This window comes from Verminephrobacter aporrectodeae subsp. tuberculatae, from assembly GCF_026127385.1.
GTDB classification, from domain to species: domain Bacteria; phylum Pseudomonadota; class Gammaproteobacteria; order Burkholderiales; family Burkholderiaceae_C; genus Acidovorax; species Acidovorax aporrectodeae.
The window spans coordinates 186416-210629 of the sequence record NZ_QZCX01000002.1; the positions used below are offsets into that span (position 1 = coordinate 186416).

The 24214-nt window shown below is 67.4% G+C and carries 19 protein-coding genes, 1 tRNA gene and 2 pseudogenes; 13 read left to right on the top strand and 9 right to left on the bottom strand.

Annotated elements, in window-relative coordinates:
- Window positions 1-16 precede the first annotated feature (16 nt).
- The 7 genes and pseudogenes from D5041_RS08895 to D5041_RS08925 form a co-directional block, all read right to left on the bottom strand.
- Window positions 17-268 (bottom strand): annotated as a pseudogene (locus D5041_RS08895) (aspartate/glutamate racemase family protein); the annotation flags it as partial.
- A gap of 38 nt (window positions 269-306) precedes the next feature.
- Window positions 307-558, bottom strand: a pseudogene (locus tag D5041_RS08900) (aspartate/glutamate racemase family protein); the annotation flags it as partial.
- 20 nt (window positions 559-578) lie between these two features.
- Complete coding sequence (locus D5041_RS08905; protein ID WP_265257596.1) at window positions 579-1307, bottom strand: GntR family transcriptional regulator; 729 nt, start codon at window positions 1305-1307, stop codon at window positions 579-581.
- Entirely contained in the window at window positions 1304-2197 is an 894-nt protein-coding gene (locus D5041_RS08910; RefSeq protein ID WP_265257595.1) for an ABC transporter permease, read from the bottom strand. Before D5041_RS08910 ends, D5041_RS08905 begins: the two co-directional genes overlap by 4 nt.
- Window positions 2194-3093, bottom strand: coding sequence for an ABC transporter permease (locus D5041_RS08915; protein WP_010103677.1), 900 nt, complete (start codon window positions 3091-3093; stop codon window positions 2194-2196). The genes D5041_RS08910 and D5041_RS08915 overlap by 4 nt, the downstream gene beginning before the upstream one ends.
- 31 nt (window positions 3094-3124) lie before the next feature.
- A complete protein-coding gene (locus tag D5041_RS08920; protein WP_265257593.1) occupies window positions 3125-4414 on the bottom strand; it encodes an ABC transporter substrate-binding protein in 1290 nt (429 codons plus the stop codon).
- A gap of 59 nt (window positions 4415-4473) precedes the next feature.
- Window positions 4474-5541, bottom strand: a complete 1068-nt coding sequence (locus D5041_RS08925; protein WP_265284467.1) for an ABC transporter ATP-binding protein — start codon at window positions 5539-5541, stop codon at window positions 4474-4476.
- Between the two features lie 189 nt (window positions 5542-5730).
- On the opposite strand from D5041_RS08925, the gene tilS reads away from it, so the two are divergent.
- The 7 genes from tilS to purH all read left to right on the top strand — a co-directional run bounded on the left by tilS (window position 5731) and on the right by purH (window position 11859).
- On the top strand, window positions 5731-6705 hold the full coding sequence (tilS, locus tag D5041_RS08930; protein ID WP_029554256.1) for a tRNA lysidine(34) synthetase TilS: 975 nt from the start codon (window positions 5731-5733) through the stop codon (window positions 6703-6705).
- Between the two features lie 59 nt (window positions 6706-6764).
- Window positions 6765-8033 (top strand): aspartate kinase, encoded by a 1269-nt coding sequence (locus D5041_RS08935; RefSeq protein ID WP_265284468.1) that lies wholly within the window; start codon window positions 6765-6767, stop codon window positions 8031-8033.
- A gap of 53 nt (window positions 8034-8086) precedes the next feature.
- A tRNA-Ser gene (locus tag D5041_RS08940) sits at window positions 8087-8179 on the top strand.
- Window positions 8180-8252: 73 nt separating this feature from the next.
- The gene (locus D5041_RS08945) at window positions 8253-8789 is read left to right on the top strand and encodes a M15 family metallopeptidase (RefSeq protein WP_265284469.1); all 537 of its coding nucleotides are present in this window, start codon (window positions 8253-8255) and stop codon (window positions 8787-8789) included.
- A 97-nt stretch (window positions 8790-8886) separates the two neighbouring features.
- Complete coding sequence (dusB, locus tag D5041_RS08950) at window positions 8887-9933, top strand: tRNA dihydrouridine synthase DusB (protein ID WP_265257590.1); 1047 nt, start codon at window positions 8887-8889, stop codon at window positions 9931-9933.
- The gene (locus D5041_RS08955) at window positions 9930-10163 is read left to right on the top strand and encodes a helix-turn-helix domain-containing protein (RefSeq protein WP_010107890.1); all 234 of its coding nucleotides are present in this window, start codon (window positions 9930-9932) and stop codon (window positions 10161-10163) included. Before dusB ends, D5041_RS08955 begins: the two co-directional genes overlap by 4 nt.
- Before the next feature lie 112 nt (window positions 10164-10275).
- Window positions 10276-11859, top strand: coding sequence for a bifunctional phosphoribosylaminoimidazolecarboxamide formyltransferase/IMP cyclohydrolase (gene purH / locus D5041_RS08960; RefSeq protein WP_265257589.1), 1584 nt, complete (start codon window positions 10276-10278; stop codon window positions 11857-11859).
- 74 nt (window positions 11860-11933) lie between these two features.
- On the opposite strand, the gene hemL is transcribed toward purH, so the two are convergent.
- Together hemL and thiD are read right to left on the bottom strand one after the other, a co-directional pair.
- Entirely contained in the window at window positions 11934-13247 is a 1314-nt protein-coding gene (hemL, locus tag D5041_RS08965) for a glutamate-1-semialdehyde 2,1-aminomutase (protein WP_265284470.1), read from the bottom strand.
- Window positions 13231-14181, bottom strand: a complete 951-nt coding sequence (gene thiD / locus D5041_RS08970) for a bifunctional hydroxymethylpyrimidine kinase/phosphomethylpyrimidine kinase (protein WP_029554592.1) — start codon at window positions 14179-14181, stop codon at window positions 13231-13233. The genes hemL and thiD overlap by 17 nt, the downstream gene beginning before the upstream one ends.
- 109 nt (window positions 14182-14290) lie before the next feature.
- Here thiD and D5041_RS08975 point away from each other — a divergent pair, with 109 nt between their 5' ends.
- Genes D5041_RS08975 through D5041_RS09000 form a run of 6 tightly spaced genes read left to right on the top strand, consistent with a single transcriptional unit; the run spans window position 14291 to window position 24177 of the window.
- A complete protein-coding gene (locus tag D5041_RS08975) occupies window positions 14291-14464 on the top strand; it encodes a rubredoxin (protein ID WP_321162188.1) in 174 nt (57 codons plus the stop codon).
- 50 nt (window positions 14465-14514) lie between these two features.
- Window positions 14515-14910, top strand: coding sequence for a response regulator (locus D5041_RS08980; protein WP_029554591.1), 396 nt, complete (start codon window positions 14515-14517; stop codon window positions 14908-14910).
- A gap of 11 nt (window positions 14911-14921) precedes the next feature.
- Window positions 14922-15287 carry a response regulator gene (locus D5041_RS08985; RefSeq protein WP_010107876.1) on the top strand — a complete coding sequence of 122 codons (366 nt, stop codon included), beginning with the start codon at window positions 14922-14924 and terminating at the stop codon, window positions 15285-15287.
- Between the two features lie 14 nt (window positions 15288-15301).
- Window positions 15302-15829, top strand: coding sequence for a chemotaxis protein CheW (locus D5041_RS08990; RefSeq protein WP_010107874.1), 528 nt, complete (start codon window positions 15302-15304; stop codon window positions 15827-15829).
- A gap of 23 nt (window positions 15830-15852) precedes the next feature.
- Window positions 15853-18105, top strand: coding sequence for a methyl-accepting chemotaxis protein (locus D5041_RS08995; RefSeq protein WP_265284471.1), 2253 nt, complete (start codon window positions 15853-15855; stop codon window positions 18103-18105).
- Between the two features lie 48 nt (window positions 18106-18153).
- Window positions 18154-24177: a hybrid sensor histidine kinase/response regulator gene (locus D5041_RS09000; RefSeq protein ID WP_265284473.1), complete on the top strand. Its 6024-nt coding sequence runs from the start codon at window positions 18154-18156 to the stop codon at window positions 24175-24177.
- The last annotated feature ends 37 nt before the right edge of the window (window positions 24178-24214 follow it).

The window sequence follows — 24214 nt, forward strand, 5'->3', positions numbered from 1 at the left end:
AGGCCGCCTGGCCGAGCAAAGCGACGAGGTCCGGAGCCCCGCCGGGTGCAGGCACGGCGTCGGGCTGCGCCAGCGCGTGCGCCCAGGCGTCCAGCGCCGTGTGCGCGGCCACGGCGTAGATCGCCTCGCAGGCGATGCAGGGCGCGCCAAAGCGCGCGGTCGCCGTGCGCACTGCCACATGCGGTCCGGCGGCGGCCTGCACGTGCTGCTGCAGCAGCGCGCTGACGCGGGCCGAGGTGTTGGGGTTGATGACCAGCAACTGGCGCATGGTGTCTGCTTGTGTCCGGCTCAGGCCGCCTGGCCGAGCAAAGCGACGAGGTCCGGAGCCCCGCCGGGTGCAGGCACGGCGTCGGGCTGCGCCAGCGCGTGCGTCCAGGCGTCCAGTGCCGCGTGCGCGGCCACGGCGTAGATCGCCTCGCAGGCGACGGAGGGCGCGCCAAAGCGCGCGGTCGCCGTGCGCACTGCTACATGCGGTCCGGCGGCGGCCTGCACGTGCTGCTGCAGCAGCGCGCTGACGCGGGCCGAGGTGTTGGGGTTGATGACCAGCAACTGGCGCATGGTGTTTGCTTGCGTCCGGCTCAGGCTGCCTGGCCGAGCAAAGCGACGAGGTCCGGAGCGCCGCCGGGTGCAGGCGTGAAATCCAGCCGGGTTTCGATGCGCAGCAGATGCGCCCGCATGAGGCGGCCCGCTTCCCGCGGGTCGCGCAGGCGGATCGCGTCGATGAGCGCCCGGTGCTCCCGGCAGCCGCAGACCGTGGCCTCTTCGCGTGCGTGCGCGTGGCTGGGGCTGTAGCTCATCAGGATGAGCGAAGTGCGCGACACCAGTTCGCGCAGGATGCGCTCGAGCGTCCGCTGGCCGGCCGCCTGCGCAATGCGCAGGTGAAAGTCGCCCGAGAGGCGGATCGCGCGGCGCATGTCGCCGCGGGTGCGCGCGGACTCCTCGTCGTCGGTGCAGGCGCGCAGCGCGGCGATGTCCGCGTCCGTGGCGTGGGCGATGAATAGCTCCACCAGGCGCGGCTCGAGCAGGCGGCGGGTCTCGAAGACCTCCTGTGCCTCCTGCGGCGTGGGCTGTGCGATACAAGCGCCCCGATGGGGCGTGAGCCGCACGACCTGCTCGTTCGCGAGCCGCACCAGCACCGGCCGCACGCGCGTGCGCGACACGCCAAAGGCCGCAGCCAGCCGGTCCTCCACCAGCTTGGTGCCGGGCGGCAGGCGGTGATCGAGCATGGCCGAGACCATGCGCTGGTACATCTCGTCGTCGCTCAGCGCGGCGCGGCGCGTGCGCGGGCTTGTCTTGTTCGCGGTCATGGCGCCGTTTTTACCCGGTTCTTGCGGCGCTCCAGGGCCCATGCGAGTGCCAGCGTGATTCCCAGCACCGCGAACGACACCCCGGTGATGAGCGTTCCCAGCGCGTAGATGCTGGGCGTGGTCACCGTGCTCGTCAGGCCCTGGAGTTCCAGCGGCAGCGTGTTCACGTCGCCGATGGCCTGCGAGGTGCGGGCGATCTCGTCCCAGCTGAGCGTGAAGCCGAACATGGCGATGCCCACCACCGAAGGCGCAATCAGCGGCAGCACCACGTGCGCCACGCTCTGCCAGGGCGTGGCGCCCAGGTCGCGCGCGGCCTCCTCGTAAGCCGGGTCGAAGCGGTTGAATACGGCGAACATGATGAGCAGGCCGAACGGCAGTGTCCACGTCAGATGCGCGCCCAGCGCCGAAGTAAACAGCCCGAGCGAACTGCCATAGTCTTGCAGCGCGCCGTCCATGCCCAGCCATTGCAGGGCGGATTTGATGGCACTGTCGATCAGCCGGAACTCCAGCCCGATGCCCAGCGAAACGATGATCGAGGGCATGATGAGGCTGGCCACCACGATGAAGAACAGCGCGTCGCCGCCCGCGAGCCGCTTGCGGAACGCCAGGCCCGCGGGCACCGAGAGCGCCACGGTGCACAGCATCACGGCCGCGCCCAGGCCCAGCGAGCGCCCCAGCGCCGCGCCGATGTCCACCACGCCCAGCCCCTCGGCCAGCTTGCGGAACCAGTGCAGCGACACGCCGCGCAGCGGGAAGCTGAGCCCGCCCTCGGGTCCCTGGAAGCTCAGGACGAAGATGACCAGCATGGGCCCGTACAGGAACAGCACGAACAGGCCAAAGAAGAGGGCCAGCGGCCAGAAGCTGGCGGGACGGGCGGGGTTCGTCGTCATAGTTCCTTGCGGATGTCCACGAGGCGCGTGAGGCCCCGGATGATCATGAGCACCACGGCCAGCAGGATCACCGCATTCGCCGCCGCCAGCGGAAACTGCAGGTACGAGGTCTGCACCTGGATGATCTTGCCGATGGAGGCGATCTGCTGGCCGCCCATCACGCCGATGGTGACGAAGTCGCCCATGACGATGGTGAGGATGAAGATCGAGCCGATGACGATTCCCGTGCGCGAGAGCGGGACGATGACGTTCCACACGGTCTGCCAGCCGCTCGCGCCGCTGTCGCTGGCGGCCTCGAGGAGGCTGCGGTCGATGCGCATCATGCTGTTGAAGATGGGCACGATCATGAACATGGTGTACAGGTGCACGAAGGCCAGCACCACGGAGAAGTCGGAGAACAGCAGCCACTCGATGGGCGCCTCGATGGCGTTCAGCCCCATGAGCGTCTGGTTCACCAGGCCGTTGCGCCCGAGCAGTGGCACCCACGAGATCATGCGGATCACGTTCGAGGTCCAAAACGGGATGGTGCACAGCACGAAGAGCAGCGTCTGCGTTCCCGGGGAGCGCACGTGAAAGGCCAGGAAATAGGCCACGGCAAAGCCGACCAGCAGCGTGATGAGCCACACCAGAACACTGAACTTGAGCGTGCTGTAGTAGGTCTTGAACGCCACGCACTGGCTGGGCGCCGTGCCGCAGCCCTCGAAGATCGACAGGTAGTTCCTGAAAGTGAAGCCGGGCAGCAACTCGTATTCGTTGAAATCCCAGAAGCTGACCATGGCGATCAGCAGCAGCGGGATCAGGAAGAACAGCGCGAACACCAGCGCGAACGGCGCCGCCTGCCACCAGGCGGCGATGCCGCGCCCGGGGGCGGGGGGCGAAGCGGTCGGCTTGCTCATGCGGCGGGACCGAATGGCCTGCGGGGGGGCATCAAGCGGCGACGAATTCATGCCACTTCTGAACCATGTACGTGTTCTCGTCCATGAGCGCGTTCCAGCAGGCGATGGCGCCCATGCGGGCCTCGTAGCTGCCGCCGTCGCGCACCGTGCCGGCCTTGGCCTGCACGTCGCCATGGGCGTTGCGGATGTCCTGCGCGGCGGGTTTGCCCTCCATCCAGTAAGCCCATTCGTGGGCCTCCATCTTCGCCTTCGCGGTCTCCAGCACGGCGCTGTAGTAGCCCTGGCGGTTCAGGTAGGCGCCGACCCAGCCGTCGAGGAACCAGTTGACGAACTCGTAGGCGCCATCGAGCTTGCGGCCCGCGAGCGTGGCCGGCAGGCCAAAGCCGGCGGCCCAGGCGCGGTAGCCCTCCTTGAGCGGCTGGAAGTTGCAGGCAATGCCCTTGGTGCGCACGGCGGTCACGGCCGGGCTCCACATCGACTGGATCACCACCTCGCCCGCAGCCATCAGATTCACCGACTCGTTGAAATCCTTCCAGAGCGCGCGAAACTGCCCCTGCTTCTTGGCCTCGATCAGGGTCTTGACCGTCAGATCGATCTCCTTCCTGGTCATATTGCCCTTGTCGGGGTACTTGTACAGGCCCATGGCCTCGACCACCATGGCCGCGTCCATGATGCCGATCGAGGGAATGTTCAACAGGGCCGCCCGGCCCTTGAACTCGGGGTTGAGCAACTCGGCCCAGGATTCGATGGGGCGCCGGATCAGGTCGGGGCGGATGCCCAGCGTGTCGGCGTTGTACACGGTGGGGATGAGCGACATGAACTGCGTGGGCGCCGGGGCGAACTTCCGGGAGTTCTCGCCCTCGAGATAAATCACCTTCTTCGGCGCCGTGCCCTGCTCGCCCACGGCCTTGCCCGCCACCTTGCCGGTGGTGAGCAGCGGGGTGATCTTGTCGGCGTTTTTGATGCGGCGGGTGTCGATGCCCCGCAGGTTGCCGGTGGGAACGATCTTCTTGAGCGAGAAATACTCGGTGTCGATCAGATCGAAGCTGTTCGGCATGGTCACGGCGCGCTTGGTCACGTCGTCGGTGGTCACGGCCACGTACTGGATCGCGATGCCGGTGTCGGCCTTGAACCGCTCGGCGATCGCCTTGTCCTGGTTCACCGCCGTGCCCAGGTAGCGCAGCACGATCGCTTCCTGCGCATGGATCGCCGGAAACACGCCAGCGGCCAGAATGCCCGCCGTGCCCTGGAGCAGCGCGCGGCGCTGTACGCCGGCGGCGCCGGAAACGGGGGCGGGGGAGGGGGCGCAGGGGTCGGACATGGGGATGGGCTCCTTGGTTTGCGAGAGGGAATGGGTGAGAGAAAGCTTGGCGCGGCCGCCTACGGTGCGGCCTGCGCCGTGGCCGGGGCGCTTGGCCCGAGCGCATGCGCCTGCGCCGGCGTCCAGTGCAATTGCACCGCCTGCCCCGCCTGGTAGGGGCGCGCGAGAAACGCGGCCTCGGGCAGCAGGACCGAGTACGCCGCCGCGGCGTTCGCGCAGCGGGCGGCACCCTGTTCTTGCAGGCCCAGCAGCACGTAGGCGCCCTGGTACTCCACGTCGCTCACCACGGCGTGCAAGCGGGGCAGGTCTCCGGGCAGATCGGCCTCGGCGGGCGCCACCTGCAGATGGTCGGTGCGCACCGCCACCTTGCCTGCGGGGGTATGGATCACGTTGTGCCCGCCCATGAAGCGCGCCACGAACTCGCTTGCGGGCCGGTTGTAGACCGCGTGCGGCGAGCCCACCTGCTCGATCACGCCATGGCTCATCACCACCATGGTGTCGGCCAGGGCCATCGCCTCCTCCTGCGAGTGGGTCACGTGGATGAACGTCAGGCCCAGCTCCTTTTGCCAGCGGCGCAGTTCGGCGCGCATTTGCAGGCGCAGGAACGGGTCCAGCGCCGACAGCGGCTCGTCCAGCAGCAGCACGCGCGGCCCGGTGATCAGGGCGCGCGCCAGCGCCACGCGCTGCTGCTGCCCGCCCGAGAGCTCCGCCGGCTTGCGCTCGGCCAGGTGCCCCATGGCCACGCGGTCGAGCAGATCGCGCGCCCGGGCCTGGCGCTCGGCCCGGCCAAGCCCCTTCATCTTCAGGCTGAAAGCCACGTTGTCCAGCGCCGAAAGGTGCGGGAACAGTGCAAAGTTCTGGAACATCATGGCCGTTCCGCGCGCGGCCGCGGGCAGTCCGGTGATCTCGCGGTTTTCCAGCACGATGGCGCCGCTGCTCACCGCCTCGTGCCCCGCAATCATGCGCAGCGTGCTGCTCTTGCCGCAGCCCGAAGGGCCCAGCAGGCAGCAGTAGCTGCCGCTGGCGACGCGCAGGTCGATGGCGTCGACCGCCGGCCGGCCCTCGGCGTAGCGCTTGGTGAGCGCGATGAGTTCGATGGCCGCAGGGGCTTGCACGGGCAATGGCATGGAAAAAGTGCACGCAAGCTCTGTGCCAATTTGTACGCAATTTCACCTTGTCCCGAGGTCGCGGCGCGGGAGGCCCTGAACGGGTGAGCCCGGCCCCGTCCCGTGATAATCGGCGCCCATGCGCATCCGTCTCGTGGACACCGCCGTCGGGTCTTGGCCGCCGTCTGCGGGGGCGGGGAGGCGCTGGGCGTGACGCAGGCATTCGACGCCGCGATGCGCGCCTTTGCGCCGGCCCTTCCCCTGGCCGTGGGTCTGAGCGGCGGCGCGGATTCGACCGCTCTGCTGCTGGCCTGCGCGCGGCGCTGGCCAGGGCGGGTGCGGGCCGTCCACGTGCACCATGGCCTGCAGGCAGCGGCAGAGGGCTTCGAGCGGCATTGCATCGCCCTGTGTCAGGACTTGGACGTGCCCCTGACGGTGCAGCGGCTCGACGCCCGCCCGGCCCCGGGGCAGAGCCCCGAAGACGCTGCGCGCCAGGCCAGATACCGGGCCTTCGAGGCGCTGGCGCTGGACCGCCGTGCACAACGGGACGCCATGCAGTCCATGGCCCTCGCGCAGCACGCGGACGACCAGGCCGAAACCCTGCTCCTGGCCCTGTTGCGCGGCGCCGGGGTCGCGGGGCTGGCGGCCATGCCCGCGCGCTGGGAACGCGCCGGGGTGGTGTGGCACCGTCCCTTGCTGCAAGTGGCTGGCGCCGACGTGCGCCAGTGGCTGCGCGCGCAGGGGCAGGACTGGGTGGAAGACCCGAGCAACGCCGACGAGCGCTTCACCCGCAACCGCATCCGCGCGCGGCTCTCGCCCGCGCTGGCGGCCGCTTTCCCGGCATTCCGTGACACGTTTGCGCGCTCCGCGGCGCATGCGGCGCAGGCGGCGGAACTGCTGCTGGAGCTTGCGCAGCAGGACCTGGAGCGGGTGGGCACGCCGCCGCAGATCAGCTTGTTGCAGGAATTGAGCCGCGCGCGGCAGGCGAACGTGCTGCGCCACTGGCTGCGCACGGCGCACGGCACCACGCCCGCCGCCGCGCAACTCGGTGCATTGCTCAACCAGGTGCAGGCCTGCACCACCCGGGGGCACGGCATCCACATCAAGGTGGGGCGCGGCTTCGTCGTGCGCTGCGGGGCAGGACTCGATTGGTACAATCCGCAGGCTTTGCTCTCTCCTGGCTAGCGTGCGCGCGAAAACGGTGACCAACCTGCGCTGCGGCTGCGTCACCCCAAGAAATTCCCATGGCATTCATCGTTCACAAATACGGCGGCACCTCGATGGGCTCGCCCGAGCGCATCCGCTGCGTCGCCAAGCGCGTCGCCAAATGGGCGCGTGCAGGCCACCAGATGGTGGTGGTACCCAGCGCCATGGGCGGCGAAACCAACCGCCTGCTGGCGCTGGCCAAGGAACTCGCCCCGGCACGCGCCACCGATGCCTACCACCGCGAACTCGACATGCTCGCCGCCACCGGCGAGCAGACCTCGTCGGCGCTGCTCGCCATTGCGCTGCAGGCCGAGGGCATGGGCGCGGTCAGCTACGCCGGCTGGCAGGTGCCGATCCGCACCGACAACAGCTACACCAAGGCGCGCATCGAATCGATCGACGGCCAGCGCGTGCGTGCCGATCTGGCCAACGGCAAGGTGGTCATCGTCACGGGCTTTCAGGGAATCGACGACGAGGGCAACATCACCACGCTGGGCCGTGGCGGCTCCGACACCTCGGCCGTGGCCGTGGCGGCGGCCATGGGGGCGCAGGAGTGCCTGATCTACACCGACGTGGACGGCGTCTACACCACCGACCCGCGCGTGGTGCCCGAGGCCCGCCGCCTGCAGACGGTGAGCTTCGAGGAAATGCTCGAAATGGCCAGCCTGGGCAGCAAGGTGCTGCAGATTCGCTCGGTCGAATTCGCGGGCAAGTACAAGGTGCCCATGCGCGTGCTGTCGAGCTTCACGCCGTGGGACATCGACATCGACGCAGAAGCCAAGTCCGGCACGTTGATCACTTTTGAGGAAGACGAAAAAATGGAACAAGCCGTCGTATCCGGGATCGCCTTCAACCGCGACGAGGCCAAGCTCTGCGTGCTGGGCGTGCCGGACAAGCCGGGCATCGCGTACCAGATCCTGGGCGCCGTGGCGGACGCGAACATCGAAGTTGACATGATCATCCAGAACGCCAGCAAGGACGGCAGGACCGACTTCAGCTTCACCGTGCACCGCAACGACTACGCGCGCGCCGTGGACCTGCTCAAGGAAAAAGTGGTCCCCGCGCTCGGCGCACAGGAGGTGGTGGGCGACGCCAAGATATGCAAGGTCAGCATCGTCGGCATCGGCATGCGCAGCCACGTGGGCGTGGCGAGCAAGATGTTCCGCACGCTGAGCGAGGAAGGCATCAACATCCAGATGATCTCCACCTCCGAAATCAAGACCTCGGTCGTGATCGATGAGAAATACCTGGAACTCGCCGTGCGCAGCCTGCACAAGGCATTTGAACTGGACCAGCAGGCCGCCTGAGCGCAAAGGAATGCACCGGAAATTCCTTTGAAATAAGGCATAATCCCCCGACTGGAAACGTGACCGAGTGGCCGAAGGTGCTCCCCTGCTAAGGGAGTATGGGGTGTAGAGCCTCATCGAGGGTTCGAATCCCTCCGTTTCCGCCAAAACCGATCCATGACGATCCCCCAAAGCCCCGCACAGTCCCCGTGTCGGGGCTTCTTTTTTGGGACATCGTCCATGAATCGCCAGGGACTTTTCTCCGTTGTCGCGCGCGCGACGCCGCCGGCCTTGGCGCTGCTGCTCGCGGCTTGTGCGCAGGGTCCGTGGACGGCGGACCCGCCTGCCGCGGCGCCGGCGTCCGCGCCCGCTGTGCAGCCGGGCCCGCCGGGCTGCTCCCCGGCCGCGCGCGCCACCTTGCAGGGCATTGCCGACGAATTGCAGACCCAGGGCATGGCGCTGCACGCCACATGCACGGCCGCGGGCGACGGCTGGGTGGTGCAGCTGCGCGTGCTCGATGGCACGCAGGCCGGCCGGGTCGTGCGCGGGCCGCTGGCCGACGGCTACGCGCTGGACATGGGGACCCCGGCCGGGGCGCCAGCGGCGGGCGCGCCGACGGGCGCCAGCGGTTTCTCCCCCGACGTCCAGCACAATCGCCAGTGGCTGCGCGCGCTGATGGCACGCCACCAGTTCTGCAACCTGCCTGACGCTTGGTGGCATTTCGCGCCGCAGGACGGAGCGGCTTCGGCGGGAGGCGCGGGATGTTCCGAACGGTAATTCCGCTCTGCGAGACAAGGGGTTCGCTGATTTTTTGGGCAGAAATATAATCCCGCCGTCTCGTTCATATATGCGCTGCCGCCCTGCCCCCTCTTCCATGCACATCGGTCACATTCCTTTGGCGAACCGCTTGTTCGTTGCCCCGATGGCGGGAGTCACCGACCGGCCGTTTCGCCAGTTGTGCAAGACCTTGGGCGCGGGGTACGCGGTGAGCGAGATGGTGACGGCGCGCAAGGATCTGTGGAGCAGCCTGAAGACCTCGCGCCGCGCGAACCATGAGGGGGAGCCGGGGCCGATTGCCGTGCAGATCGCCGGCACCGACGCGGCCATGATGGCCGAGGCTGCGGTCTACAACGTGGAGCGCGGCGCGCAGATCATCGACATCAACATGGGCTGCCCGGCGAAGAAGGTATGCAACAAGTGGGCGGGCTCGGCGCTGATGCGCGACGAGGCGTTGGCCGTCTCGATTGCCCAGGCGGTGGTGGCGGCCTGCGCGCCCTACAGGGTGCCCGTGACGCTGAAGATGCGCACCGGCTGGTGCCAGCAGCAGCGCAATGCCGTGCGGCTCGCGCGGCAGTTCGAGTCGGTGGGCGTCCAGATGCTGACCGTGCACGGCCGCACCCGCGAGCAGGGCTACCAGGGCCAGGCGGAGTACGAAACCATTGCCGCCGTGAAGGCCGCCGTGCAGGTGCCCGTGGTGGCCAACGGCGACATCACCACGCCCGAGAAGGCGCGCGACGTGTTCGCCGCGACCGGCGCGGACGCGATCATGATCGGCCGCGCCGCGCAGGGCCGGCCCTGGATTTTCCGCGAGGTCGGCCATTTCCTGGCCACGGGCGAACACCTCGCGCCCCCGCTGGTCGCTGAACTGCGGCGCGTGCTGCTGGAGCACTTGCAGGACCACTACCGCCTGTACGGCGAGCAGACCGGGGTGCGCAGTGCGCGCAAGCACATTGCTTGGTATTTGCGTGCGCTGCCGGGCGGCGCGGCGTTTCGGCAGCGCGTCATTGCGCTGGACGATTGCGCCGCGCAGTGGCAGGCCGTGGACGGCTACCTGGACGTTCTGGGGCAACGTATGGACCGGCTGCCCGCTGTCGTTGATGCGGGTGCAGACATACAACAATGGGAGAGAGTGATCGCATGAGCAAGAGACACATAGAAGAATGCGTGCGCGATAGCCTGCAAGGCTACTTTCGCGATTTGGGCAGCGAGACACCCGATGACATGTACGACATGCTGGTGCGCGTGGTGGAAAAACCGCTGCTCGAGGTGGTGATGACGCATGCCAACTACAACCAGTCGCGCGCTGCGGAATGGCTGGGCCTGAATCGCAACACCCTGCGCAAGAAGCTCGTCGAGCACAAGATGATCTGACGGGAGCACCTCTCCCCCGAGGGGGGCTACCCGGGGCTTGGAAAAATCGGTTTGGCGGCGTCCCTGGCTTGGGGACTGCGCCTGTTTTCCTTCAAACCTTTCGCACCGCGCCATGAATGCACTCCTTTCCGTCTCGGACAAAACCGGCATCGTCGAATTCGCGCGGGCCCTGCACGCGCGGGGCATCAGGCTCCTGTCCACGGGCGGAACCGCCAAGCTGCTCGCCGACCAGGGCCTGCCCGTGACCGAGGTGGCCGAAGTCACGCGCTTTCCCGAAATGCTCGACGGCCGCGTGAAGACGCTGCACCCCGGGGTGCACGCCGGCCTGCTGGCGCGGCGCGAATTGCCCGGGCATATGGCGGCGCTCGCGGAGCATGGCATCGCCACCATCGACCTGCTGGTGGTCAACCTCTACCCCTTCGAGTCCACCGTGGCGCAGGCCGACTGCACGCTGGCGCAGGCCATCGAGAACATCGACATCGGCGGCCCGGCGATGGTGCGCAGCGCGGCGAAGAACTGGCGGGACGTGGGCGTGCTCACCGATTCCTCGCAGTACCCCGCCGTGCTCGCGGAACTCGAGGCCGGCGGCGGCTTGAGCGACGGGCTGCGCTTTGCGCTGGCGGTGGCGGCGTTCAACCGCATTGCGCAGTACGACGCGGCGATCAGCGACTACCTCTCGGCGGTGGTCTTCGACGCCGCCAAGCCCTTTGACAGCCATGTGCCGGTCCGCGTGCAGTTCCCCGGCCAGAGCAACGCCATCTTCACCAAGTTGCAGGACCTGCGCTATGGCGAGAACGCGCACCAGCAGGCTGCGCTGTACAGCGACCTGCACCCCGCACCCGGCGCGCTGGTCACGGCCGAGCAGTTGCAGGGCAAGGAACTGTCGTACAACAACCTCGCCGACGCCGATGCGGCCTGGGAATGCGCGAAGAGCTTTGACGCTGCGGCCTGCGTGATCGTCAAGCACGCCAACCCCTGCGGTGTGGCGCTGGGGAGCGACGCGCTGAGCGCCTATCGCAAGGCGTTCCAGACCGACCCGACCAGCGCCTTTGGCGGCATCATCGCGTTCAACTGCCGGGTCGATGGCGCGGCCGCCCGGCAGCTGAGACAGCAGTTCGTCGAAGTGCTGCTGGCCCCTGATTTCACCGAAGAAGCGCTCCAGGTCTTGCGCTCCAAGGCGAATTTGCGCCTGCTGCGGATCGTGCTGCCCGCCGCGGGAGCCGGGTGCAACGCGATCGACGCCAAGCGCATCGGCTCCGGCCTGCTGCTGCAAACGGCCGACAACCATCGGCTATTGCCCGGCGACCTGAGGGTCGTGACGCACAAGCAGCCCGGCCCCGAAGCGCTGCAAGACCTGCTGTTCGCCTGGCAGGTCGCGAAGTACGTCAAGAGCAACGCCATCGTGTTCTGCAAGGACGCAATGACCGTGGGCGTGGGCGCGGGCCAGATGAGCCGCCTGGATTCGGCACGCATTGCCAGAGTCAAGGCGCAGCACGCCGGGCTGACGCTGCAGGGAACGGTGGTGGCGAGCGACGCCTTCTTCCCTTTTCGCGACGGCCTCGACGTGCTCGCCGACGCGGGCGCGGTCTGCGTGATCCAGCCCGGTGGTTCGGTGCGCGACCAGGAGGTGATCGACGCGGCGAACGAGCGCGGCCTGGCCATGGTGTTCACGGGCGTGCGCCACTTTCGCCATTGACGGTGGCTGCTGCGCCGCAGCCCCGGTTTGCGTGCAATCCAGCGCCGGGCACTGGGCTGGCCCTGCTTTCTCGGCTACTGCCTGGATAGCTCCCGGAACACCTCGTGCGCCGCAGCCACGGTCTGTGCGATGTCCTCCGCGCTGTGCGCGGCGCTCACGAAACCGGCCTCGTACAGCGCCGGTGCAATACAGACGCCGCGCGCGAGCAGGCCGTGGAACAAGCGGTTGAAGCGCGCGCCGTCGCTCCTGAGCACCTGCGCGTAGTTGCGCGGCAGTTCGGGCAGCAGGAAGAAGCCGAACATGCCGCCCTCGCTGTCCGCGCACAGGGCCACGCCCTCGGCCGCCGCGGCGCCCTCGAGGCCCTCGACCAGCGCGCGGGTGCGCGCCGCGAGTGCGGCAAAGAAACCGGGTTCCTTGATCTGGCGCAGCGTGGCCAGGCCGCAGGCCGTGGCGACCGGGTTGCCCGACAAGGTCCCGGCCTGGTAGACCGCGCCCGAAGGAGCGAGGTTCTCCATGATCGCGCGCGGGCCGCCGAAGGCCGCCAGGGGCATGCCGCCGCCGATCACCTTGCCCAGCACCGTCAGATCCGGTTTGAAGCCCGGGATCTCCCGGGCGTACAGGCTCTGCGCGCCGCCCAGGGCCACGCGAAAACCGGTCATCACCTCGTCGAAAACGAGCAGTGCGCCATGCTGCGTGCACAGCTCGCGGCAGCGGCGCATGAAGGGCACGCTGGCACGCACCAGGTTCATATTGCCGGCGATCGGCTCGATCACCAGGCAGGCCAGCTCGCTGCCGTGCAGGGCGAAGGCCTGCTCAAGCTGCTCGATGGCGTTGTATTCCAGAACCAGGGTGTGTTGCAGCACTTCGGGTGGAACGCCGGCGCTGGTGGCGGTGCCCAAGGTCGCCAGGCCCGATCCGGCCCGGACCAGCAGCGCGTCGGCGTGGCCGTGGTAGCAGCCTTCGAACTTGATGAATTTGCTGCGTCCCGTGGCGCCGCGCGCCAGGCGGATGGCGCTCATTGCGGCCTCGGTTCCCGAGCTCACGAGGCGGATCATCTCCATCGACGGCAGCAGGCCGAGGATTTCCTCGGCGAGTTCCAACTCGCGTTCGGTGGGGGCGCCAAAGCTCAGGCCATCGCGCGCGGCCTGGTGCACGGCCTCGAGCACGGCCGGGTGCGCGTGCCCCAGGATCATCGGCCCCCAGGAGCCGATGTAGTCGATGAAGCGCTGGCCGTTGGCGTCCCAGAGCCAGGCGCCCTGCGCGCGCCGGATGAAGCGCGGCGTCCCGCCCACGGCCCGGAAGGCCCGGACCGGTGAGTTCACGCCACCGGGAATGAGCGCTTGGGCGCGCTCGAACAGCGCAATGTTCAGATCAGTGTTTGGTGTCATGGGGGGGCATCACGAAGCCTTCGATGGTCTGCGCTTCGTCGATGGTAGCGGCTTCCTCCTCGTCGCCGTCGTCAGACTGGGCCCAGAACATGCGGTCCGGAACGATATGCCCCATTCCGGGGCGGAAACCGGCGCTCAGGCAGCGGTCGAGGTAGCTCAGCGCTTCGCCGGTGGCTTCGCCCAGGCCGTTGCCGCTGGCCACCAGGGCCGTGAGCGCGGCCGACAGCGTGTCGCCCGCGCCGCAGAAGGTGGCGTCGAAGAGCTCGTACTTGCCGCTGCCCAGCACCTCGTGGGGCGATGCGAGCACGTTTTCGACGAACTGCTCGGGCAGGGGAATGCCGGTGACCAGCGTGTAGGGCACGCCCAGTGCGGATGCGGCCCGGGCGATGTCGCGCGCGCAGGGGCTGCTGCTGCCGGTCCAGTCCGGCAGCAGCCAGCGCCACAGGGTGCTGTGGTTCCCAACCAACACCGAGGTTTGCGGCAGTAATAAATTCTCAAAGGCATCCATGTACGCGTCGATCAACTCATCGTGCCACCAGGACAGGTTGGGCATGTAGGCAATCACCGGGACCTCGTCGTAGTCGGTCGTGATCCTGGCGATGGCGCTGATGTTCTCCGGGCTGCCCACGAAGCCGATCTTGATGGCCTGCACGGGAAGGTCTTCGAGAACGGCCTGCGCCTGGTCCGTCACCGCCTCGTCGTCGAAGCTGAAGTGATCGAAAATCCCGGTGGTGTCGCGCTCATAGGCGCCGGTGACCACCGCCATCGGGTGCCCGCCGACCGATGCAATGGCCGTGATGTCCGCGGTCAGCCCCCCCGCGCCGCTGGGGTCGCTGGCGTTGAACGTGAGCACACAAGCCGGACTCGTTTCCTGCGCGGCGCCATCTTCAGGGACTATGATTCCAGAAGGAGGGGAGGGGGCTTGGGTGGCCATGGACCGGGTCCTGTGCTGAGGGTTCGAAGGGGTTGCGGAAGTTGCTGGCTGCGGAGATAACTGAATACAATCGTTAATCCGCAGATTCTATGTGAAGGCCCTTCAAGCTGTGATCGCCCCTAAAACCTGGATGTGCTTGATTTGTGGTTGGATTTATGATGAGGCAGCCGGTTCGCCTGGGCATGGCCTGGCACCGAACACGCCATGGGAGCAGGTTTCGATGAATTGGACCTGCCCGGAATGCGGTGCCCGCAAGGAAGATTTCGAGATGATTCAGATTTGAAGAGCGGTTCCTTATCGTGTTGTTTATTTTCCACGAGGGAGTGGTAACAATTGACTACAACAAACGCATCTTCCAATGTGTTCAAGGTACTTGTGGTGGACGACAGCAATACCATCCGCCGAAGTGCCGAGATTTTCCTCAAGCAGGGAGGGCACGAAGTCCTGCTCGCCGCTGACGGTTTCGACGCCTTGGCCAAGGTCAACGATTACCAGCCCCAGCTGATATTCTGCGACATCCTCATGCCCAAGCTCGACGGCTATCAGACCTGCGCCATCATCAAGCGCAATGCCCGTTTCTCGCATACACCGGTGGTGATGCTTTCGTCCAAGGACGGGGTGTTCGACAAGGCGCGCGGGCGCATGGTCGGCTGCCAGGAGTATCTCACCAAGCCATTTACCAAAGACCAGCTGTTGCAAGCAGTTCAGCAATTCGGAAATTCCCAATAAGGAGCAATTCAATGCCTATCCATAAAATACTGATCGTCGACGATTCAAAGACGGAATTAATGTTCCTGACGGACATCCTGCAGAAAAAAGGCATGTTGGTACGCACTGCGGAAAATGCCGAAGAGGCTTTTCGCCGGCTTGCCGAAGACAAGCCCGATCTGATCCTGATGGACGTGGTAATGCCCGGACAAAACGGTTTTCAGCTCACGCGGGCCATTTCCCGCGATCCGTTGTACGCCGACGTACCCATTATCATGTGCACGAGCAAGAACCAGGAAACGGATCGTGTCTGGGGCATGCGGCAGGGCGCGCGCGGCTATATCACCAAGCCGGTGGATCCCGCCGAATTGCAGGCCAAGATCGACTCTCTGAACTGAATTGCAGCGCGCTCATGGCCAACCGCGAAGTCCTGCGAGAGTTCCAAGCCCGGCTTGCCGAGCGCCTGCAGGCGGCAAGGGGCGCGGGTGCGTCCGTTTCATCCTGGCTGGCCGTGGAGTCCGCCGGGAATTTCTATTTGCTGCCGCTGGGACATTCGGGGGAAATTTTCCCTTGGGTTTCGATCCAGGCCGTTCCCTATACCCAGCGCTGGTTTCTCGGCGTTGCCAATTTGCGTGGCGGTCTGGTCGGCATCGTGGATCTTGCGGGTCTGATGGGTTTTGCGCCGCACCGCACCGAGCAGTCGCTGGCGGATGCCAGTCTGCTGTCCTTCAACGCCGCGCTGGAGGTGAACGCGGCGTTATTGGTGGATCGCCTGACGGGTTTGCGCGGAACCGATGCCTTCGTTTCATCCGAACCCCCCGCAGAAAATTCGCCCGCGTTCTTTGGCAACACCTATATCGATTCCAACGGCGCCCGCTGGCAGGAGCTGAATTTGCAGATTCTGGCCCAACACCCCGTTTTCCTGAATATCAGTGCTTGAGTATTTCTCTGTAAGGCCGCACCATGTCCGTCGTCAAATTTGGAAAACTGTTCAATCAGAAACCCGCCTTGCCGGACACTGGCGCCGCGGATACCGGAATTGGGCACAAGCCACATCCCCCCGGGGCCATGCGCAGTGCGCAGGACGGCGCGGATTCGCGTCCCCCGGAAGCGGCCGCGCCGCAGGTGGATCTCGTCTCCCTGCCCCTGTTCGGGCGCTCGACCGTCACCGCGCACCAGCGCCGCTTGCTGGCGCTGCTGACGCTGGCGGTGGTGGCGCTGGTGTTGATTTCCGGCTGGGTGCTGCGGCAGACCGACCGCGTCGCCCAGCAACTGACGGCGACCGGGCAGTCGCTGATGCAGTCGCAGCGTCTGGCCAAATCGGCGTCTCTGGCGATGCAGGGCAGCCCGCAGGCCTTCACCGATGTGCAGGACAGCGCGGGCGTGCTGGCGCGCAATGTGCGCGCTCTTGGCGCGGGCGATGAGAAATTGGGCGTGCAGTCCCTGGGCGATCCGTTCAAGCCGGAACTGGGCACGGTGAATCCGCTCGTGGAGCGGGCCGAGCGCAACGCCGGCGTCGTGCTGGGCCAGCAGAAAGTTCTGGTGCAGGTCAGCGATGCGCTGCGCAGCATCAACCGCCAGTCGTCCGACCTGCTCGAAATCGCGGAAACGGTCTCGTCGCTGAAACTGCAGCAGAACGCGCCCGCCGGTGAAATCTCTGCCGTGGGTCAGATGGTGATGCTGACCCAGCGCATCGGCAAGTCGGCGAATGAATTGAACAACGTGGAAGGCGTGGGTACCGAGGCCGTGTTCCTGCTGGGCAAGGACCTGAACACGTTCCGGGAAATCATCCAGGGTCTGCTCGATGGCAGCCCCGAACTGCATCTGATGGCCACCCGCGACGAGCAGACGCGCGAGCAGTTGCAGGCGCTGCTCAAGTTCTACGAACAGATACGTTCCGAGGCAGGCCCCGTTCTGAGCAACCTCCAGGGGCTGGTGTCCGCGCGCGAGGCGCAGACGGCGATCAACGTCGAGAGCGAGCCCCTGCGCCGCGGGCTCGAAACCCTGCAGGACAAGCTGTCCGCGCAAGCCGGTTTGGGCGTTGCCGAACTCGTGGCGCTCGCGCTCGCAGCGCTGGTCGCGCTGCTTTGCGGTATCGGGATTGCGCGCGTCCAGTTGCTCGACAGCCGGGCACGCCAGGCGGTTGCCGAAGTCCAGCAAAAGGACGCGCGGCGCCAGGAGCAGGACGCGCGGCGCCAGGAGCAGGAGGCCAAGCGCATCAACGACGCCAACCAGGCCGCCATTTTGCGTTTGATGAACGAGCTGCAGGTGGTTGCCGAAGGCGACCTGACGCAGGAGGCCACGGTGACCGAAGACATCACCGGCGCCATTGCCGACTCGGTGAACTACACGGTGGAAGAGCTGCGCCAACTCGTGGGCAGCGTGCAGAGCACGGCGACCCGGGTGGCGCAAACCACGGCGCTGGTGGACAACACGTCGACCGAGCTGCTGGCCGCGTCCACCGAGCAACTGCACGAAATTGGTGAAACCGGCCGCTCCGTCCTGGACATGGCGACGCGCATCAACGAGGTCTCGACGCAGGCGCAGGAGTCGGCCACCGTCGCCCGCCAGTCGCTGCAGGCGGCGGACTCGGGTCTGCACGCCGTGCAGAACGCCATCGGCGGCATGAACTCGATCCGCGACCAGATCCAGGACACCTCCAAGCGCATCAAGCGCCTGGGCGAATCGTCGCAGGAGATTGGCGAAATCACGGAGCTGATTTCCGACATTACCGAGCAGACGAACGTGCTCGCGCTCAACGCCGCGATCCAGGCCGCGTCCGCCGGCGAAGCCGGGCGCGGCTTCTCGGTGGTGGCGGAGGAAGTGCAGCGGCTGGCAGAACGCTCGGCCGATGCAACGCGCCAGATTTCGGCGCTGGTGAAGGCGATTCAGACCGATACCCAGGACGCCGTGGCCGCCATGGAGCGTTCCACGCAGGGTGTGGTCGAAGGGGCCCGTCTGTCCGACAGCGCGGGCACTGCGCTGACCGAGATCGACCGCGTGTCGCGCCGTCTTGCGCAGCTGATCGAACAGATTTCTTCGGCTACCTCCCGCGAAGCCGTCCTGGCCAACGAGGTCGCGGGTAACATCCAGCACATTTTTGCGGTCACCGAGCAAACGGGTGAAGGCACCCGCAGCACCGCGCAGCAGGTGCGCGAACTCTCGCACATGGCCGAGGAACTGCGCCAATCGGTGGCGCGTTTCAAAATCGCCTGACGCAGTAGTCATCAAGCAGCTTGGTTCTCAGCAGCCGGGAACGAATCCATGTCATTCATCGACAGCCATGCACCCGCCACGGATGGGGCCCAGGGAGATCTGGACCTGGGCCCGCTGGCCTGGGTGCTTGACGAATTGCGCAAGTCGCTGCACAGCGCGGTCCACGCCGTGCGGCGCTTCGTGCGCACCGCCGAAATCGCGCAGGAATCCGATCTTGAGGCGCTGGACGTTGGTCCCTTGCGCACCGCGCGTCAGCAACTGCACCAGGGCTTCGGCGTCTTGGAAATGGTCGGCATGGCCGCTCCTGCCCTGCTCTTGCAGGCCATGGAATCTGCCGTGCAGAAGTTTGTCCGGCGCCCCGAGACCTGCAGGGACGACGCCGCAGCGACGGTCGAGCGCGCGAGTTTTGCGCTCGTCGAGTATCTGGAGACCGTTCTCGCGGGCAAGGAGGCGTCGCCGGTGGCGCTATTCCCGCAGTACCGGGAGGTCCAGGCGCTGGCCGAGGTGGAGCACGTCCATCCTGCGGACCTGTGGCCGGTCGAGCGGCGCTTTCGCGAGCCCGAGGGTGCGCTTCCCCTGCCCCCGCTGGTCTATGGTCCGCAGGCGCGTGCGCAGCTCGATTCCATGGTGCTGCGCACCGTCAAGTCGGGGGATTCGACGGCGGCGCTGGGCCTGCGCGATATCTGCCTGGGCTTTGCTGCGGCGCAGACGGATCGCCAGGTGCGCGCTTTTTGGAGAATCTGCGCGGGCTTCTTCGATGCCTTTGGCTCCGGATTGCTGGCGCAGGACATCTACGTCAAGCGCGTCGCCTCGCGCGTGCTGATGCAGTACGCCACCCTCGCCAAGGGGAATCCGGAGATCACCAACCGCCTGATTCAGGACCTGCTGTTCTTCTGCGCGCAGGCCCGGACCGCCGATCTGCCGGCCGACGCCGTGCCCTGGTTGCGGGCCGTGCGCCGGGCGTTCTCATTGGAGCGCTTTGCGCCCGTGGACTACGAGAGCGTCCGCTTCGGGCGCTTCGACCCTGCCGTGCTGGTCCAGGCGCGCAAGCGCATCGCGTCGGCCGCAGAGACCTGGTCTGCGCTCGCCGGTGGCGATCTGAACAAACGCAAGCCGGTGGCAGACCAGTTCAGTCTGGTGTGCGATTTGCTGCGCAAGCTGCACCCTGGCAGTGAGGACTTGGCGCAGGCGCTCACGCGTGCGGTGAACTCCATCGCCGAATCGGCAGAGCCCCCTTCGGCCGTCTTGGCGATGGAGGTGGCGACCTCCGTGCTGTACCTGCAGGCGGCGTTCGAGGAACTGGACGCCACGCAGGAGCAGATGGAGGCCCGGGCGACCCGCCTGGCGCAGCGTCTGGACGCGAGCAGCTCCGGCGCGGACCCCGGGCCGCTCGAGCAGTGGATGGAAGACCTGTACCGCAGGGTCAGCGGCAACCAGACCATGGGCAGCATCGTCGACGAGTTGCGCGCCACCCTGGGCGAGACGGAGAAGGCGCTGGATCAGTTCTTCCGCAACCCCGGGGACACGGTGGTCCTGGCCACCGTTCCCGGGCATCTCTCGCAGATGCGCGGCGTGCTCTCGGTCATCGGGCTGGACGAGGCCGCACGCGCCATGGCGCGCATGAGCGAGACGGTCGAGCGCCTGCTCGTCGAACCCCTGCCCGAGGAGGACATGCAGGGCGTTTTCGGGAAGTTTGCGAACAGCCTCGGCGCCCTGGGATTCCTGATCGACATGCTGGGCTACCAGCGTGCCATGGCGCGCAAGCTCTTCGTGTACGACGAGGACCTGGGCGAGTTGCGCATCCTCATGGGCCAGTCGCGCTCGCGCGCGTCCGACCCGGACGAAGGGACGTCCGACACGCCGGAGGAACGCGCTGCGATGCCGCAGCCCGATACGCTGCCAAGTCCGCCCGCACCCGCGCCCGCCGTGCCGGCAACCCCGGCCCCCGGCATCTTCCCGGACGCGCCGGCGCCCGCCAAGGCGGCGTTCGTGCCGACCGTGCCCGCGAACGTGTTCGTGTTCACCGCCACCGCGCCGGCCGCGCCCGTGCCGCCTGCGCCCGTGCCCGTGCCCGCAGCGCCCACGCCTGCGCCCGTGCACTTGCCCGCAGCCCCGCCTGTGACCACCACAGCGCCCGCCGCCAAGGCGCCCGCGCCCGCACCGGGTGTGGACGACGAACTGCTGGACATATTCCTCGAAGAGGCGCGCGAAGTGGTGCTCAATGGCTTGGCCGCCGTCGCCGAGTTGCGGGGCGAACCGGGGGATCTCAGCGAGCAGACGACGCTGCGCCGGGCGTTCCATACGCTCAAGGGCAGCTCCCGCATGGTGGGCCTGAAGGACTTCGGCGAGGCCGCGTGGTCGATGGAGCAGGTCCTCAACGTCTGGCTGGCCGAACAAAAGCCCGTGCGCCCCGAATTGCTGGAATTGTCCTCGCAGGCCCTGAACGCCTTCGGCCGCTGGGTCGATGACATTGCCGCGCACCGCGCGCCGGACTGGGACCCCGAGGACTTCCGCAAATCGGCGGACGCGATGCGCCTCGATGGCAGCCTGCTGCCCATTGCGGCAACTGCCGCAGCACGCGCGCCCGCCGCCGTGGCGCCGGAGCCGAAGCCAGAGCCGGTCGGCGCGCCGCTCCCCGGTGTGCCGCAGCCCAAGACGCCCGAGACCCTGGACGCCGTTCCCGAACCGGCGCTTGACGCTGCCGACACCACGGAAATGGCCGAGGAGATCGATTTCTCGATCTTCGCCGCAGCATTGGACGAGGCACCCCCTGCACCGCCTGCCGGGCCGCCTGCGCCGGGTAAGGATTTTGTCTTCGAGCTGGACCTGCGCGATCAGGTGCCGCCGGTCGCCGATTCCCCGGTGGTCGCGGGTTTGCCTGCAACGCCGCCGCCCGCCGCCGCCGATCCTGCGCCGGCCCCGCCGCCGCAAGACGGCGCCAGCGACGAGGCCGTGAAGGTGATCGGCAGCCTGCGCATCGGCATACCGCTCTACAGCGTCTATCTGAACGAAGCCGACGAGTGGTCGCGCCGTCTGCTGACCTGCCTCCAGGAATGGTCGCACGAGCTGTACGAGCCCGTTCCGGATACCGCGGTGGCGCTCGCGCACTCGCTCGCGGGCAGTTCCGCCACCGTGGGGTTCAATGCCCTGTCGGAAATGGCCAGGGTGCTCGAACACACACTCCAGCATGTGCAACTCCAGTCCGGCGGCGGCACCACGGGGCAGGCGCAGGCCTTCGTGGCCGCGGCGGAGGATATCCGTCGGCTGCTGCACCAGTTCGCGGCAGGCTTCCTCAAGGAGCCGAACCAGGAAGTGCTCGAGCAGTTGCGCCGGATCCTGCAAACCGAGACGCTCAATAGCGGGTCCCTGCCGGAGGATGATTTGGACGAATTCCCGGCGCAGCCGGCGCCGGTGCAGCAGGCTATTCCCGAGGCGCCGCCACCGGCTCCGGTGGTTTGGGTGGTCTCGGTGACTCCGACGGCTCCAATAGCCCCGGCGGCTCCGGTCGTGACGACGGTGATTACGGTGACCCCAACCCCGACCCCGCTGGCGCCTGCCATCGCGCCGCCCCCGGTCGCTGCGGACCCGGTCGCCCCGGCGCTGCACGACGACCCCGAGCAGCATATCGACGACGCGATTGCGCACGCCATTGCAATGGGAACGGACGCGGACAACGACATCGATGCGATCGACGTCATCGACCCCGACCTGTTCACGATCTTCGAGGAAGAGGCGGCAGAACTCTTGCCGCAGCTCGGGGGGGCCTTGCGCCAGTGGGCCTCGCGGCCGGACAACCTCGGTGCGCGCAACGAGGTGCTGCGCGCGCTGCACACCCTCAAGGGCAGCGCGCGCTTGGCCGGCGCCATGCGCCTGGGGGAGATGGCGCACCGGCTGGAATCCGCGATCGAGCAACTCGACACCGAGGCGGTGGACACGGAGCAGATCGAACCCCTGCAAGCGAGCTTCGACGGCCTGCTGGCAAATTTCGAGGCGCTGCGCGCGATCGGTCAGAGCCCCGCGGATACGGTGGTGTCTCTGCCCGTGGAGGCGCTGCAGCCGCGCCGCGAAGCGGCCGAGACCGCAGCACCGGTGAGCGCGCCGGTGGATACGGCCGCAGTCGCTTTCGCGCCGCCGCGCCTGCCACCGGTTTTTGTCCAGCGGGTCCCGCTGGCGCCGCAGCGTGTCGTTGCCAGCCAGTCGGTGCGGGTGCGCGCGCAGTTGCTCGACCGGCTGGTGAACCAGGCGGGCGAAGTCATGATCAGCCGCTCGCGGCTGGACGTGCATCTGGGACAGTTTCGCAGTTCGTTGACGGATCTTTCGAGCAACCTGGACCGTCTGCGCCAGCAGCTGCGCGACATCGAAGTGCAGGCCGAGTCGCAAATGCAGTCGCGCCTGGCGCTGTCCAAGGACAGCGCGGCCGGCTTCGACCCGCTGGAGTTCGACCGCTTCACGCGCGTGCAGGAACTCACCCGCATGATGGCCGAGTCCGTGAACGACGTGGCCACCGTGCAGCGCAATCTGCAGCGGGCCATGGAAAGCGCCGAGGACGACCTGATCGCCCAGGGCCGTCAGGCGCGCGAACTGCAGCGCGATCTGCTGCGCACGCGCATGGTGGAATTCGAAGGCATTGCCGAGCGGCTGTACGCCGTCGTGCGCCAGGCATCCAAGGAGACCGGCAAGCAGATCAAGCTGGACATCGTCGGCGGTTCCATCGAAATGGACCGCGGCGTGCTCGACCGCATGACCCCGGCGTTCGAGCACTTGCTGCGCAACTGCGTGGCGCATGGAATCGAAGGCCCGCAGCAGCGGGCCGCCGTGGGCAAGCCCGCGTCCGGAACGATCACGGTGAATTTGCGCCACGAGGGCAACGACGTATCCGTCGAGTTCCGCGACGACGGCGCCGGCCTGGACCTGCCGCGCATCCGCGCAAAGGCCGTGGCGCAGGGCCTCGTCGCCGCGGATGCGCAGTTCGGCGACGCCGACGCGGCGCAGCTGATCTTCATGCCCGGTTTCTCCACCGCGTCCGAAGTCACCGGCCTGGCCGGGCGGGGCATCGGCATGGACGTGGTGCGCACCGAGATCAACGCGCTGGGCGGGCGCATCGAAACCTCGACCGAAGCCGGCAAGGGGACCGCGTTCCGCATGGTTCTGCCGTTGACCACGGCGGTGACGCAGGTGGTGATGCTGCGCACCGGTGAGCTGGTCATCGGCGTTCCCGCGAACGTGGCCGAGACCGTGCGCCGCACCTCGATCGCCGACCTGGCCGAGGCCTACCGCAGCGGCAGCTTTGACGACGGCGCGGAAAAGCTGCCGTTCTTCTGGTCCGGCGCCTTGCTGCAGGCCTCGGCGCGCAGCAGCGAGCCCGCAGGCAGGAACCGCCCGGTCGTGATCCTGCGCAGCGCAGCGCAGCGCATCGCCATGCACGTGGACGAAGTCCTGGGCAACCAGGAAGTCGTGGTGAAGAACCTCGGGCCCCAGCTGTCGCGCCTGCCCGGCCTGGCGGGCATGTCGGTGCTGGCCTCGGGCGCGGTGGTGCTGATCTACAACCCCGTGGCCCTGGCCACGGTGTACGGGGAGCAGGTGCGCGCGGCCAGCGCCGGCCTGCCGTCCGCGCCCCAGGACCAGAGCGCAGCCGCCGCCGCTGCCGGCAAACCGGTTGTTGCGTCGCCGCTCGCCGGCCCGAGCCAGGTTCCCCTGGTGCTGGTGGTCGACGATTCGATCACCGTGCGCCGCGTCACGCAGCGCCTGCTGCAGCGCGAGGGCTACCGGGTGGCGCTCGCCGCCGACGGCTTGCAGGCGTTGGAACGCCTGCAGGAGGAGCGGCCGACCGTCGTGCTCTCGGACATCGAAATGCCGCGCATGGACGGCTTTGACCTGGCGCGCAACATCCGGGCGGACGGCGCGCTGCGCGACCTGCCGATCATCATGATCACCTCGCGCATCGCCGAGAAACACCGCGAGCATGCGATCGAGCTGGGTGTGAACCACTACCTGGGCAAGCCCTACTCGGACGAGGAATTGCTGAACCTGATCCAGCACTACGTCCGCAACGCGGCTCTGGCCGAGGTCTAGCCGGCAAAGTCGGCAAAAAACCGGCTGCGTGTCGCGG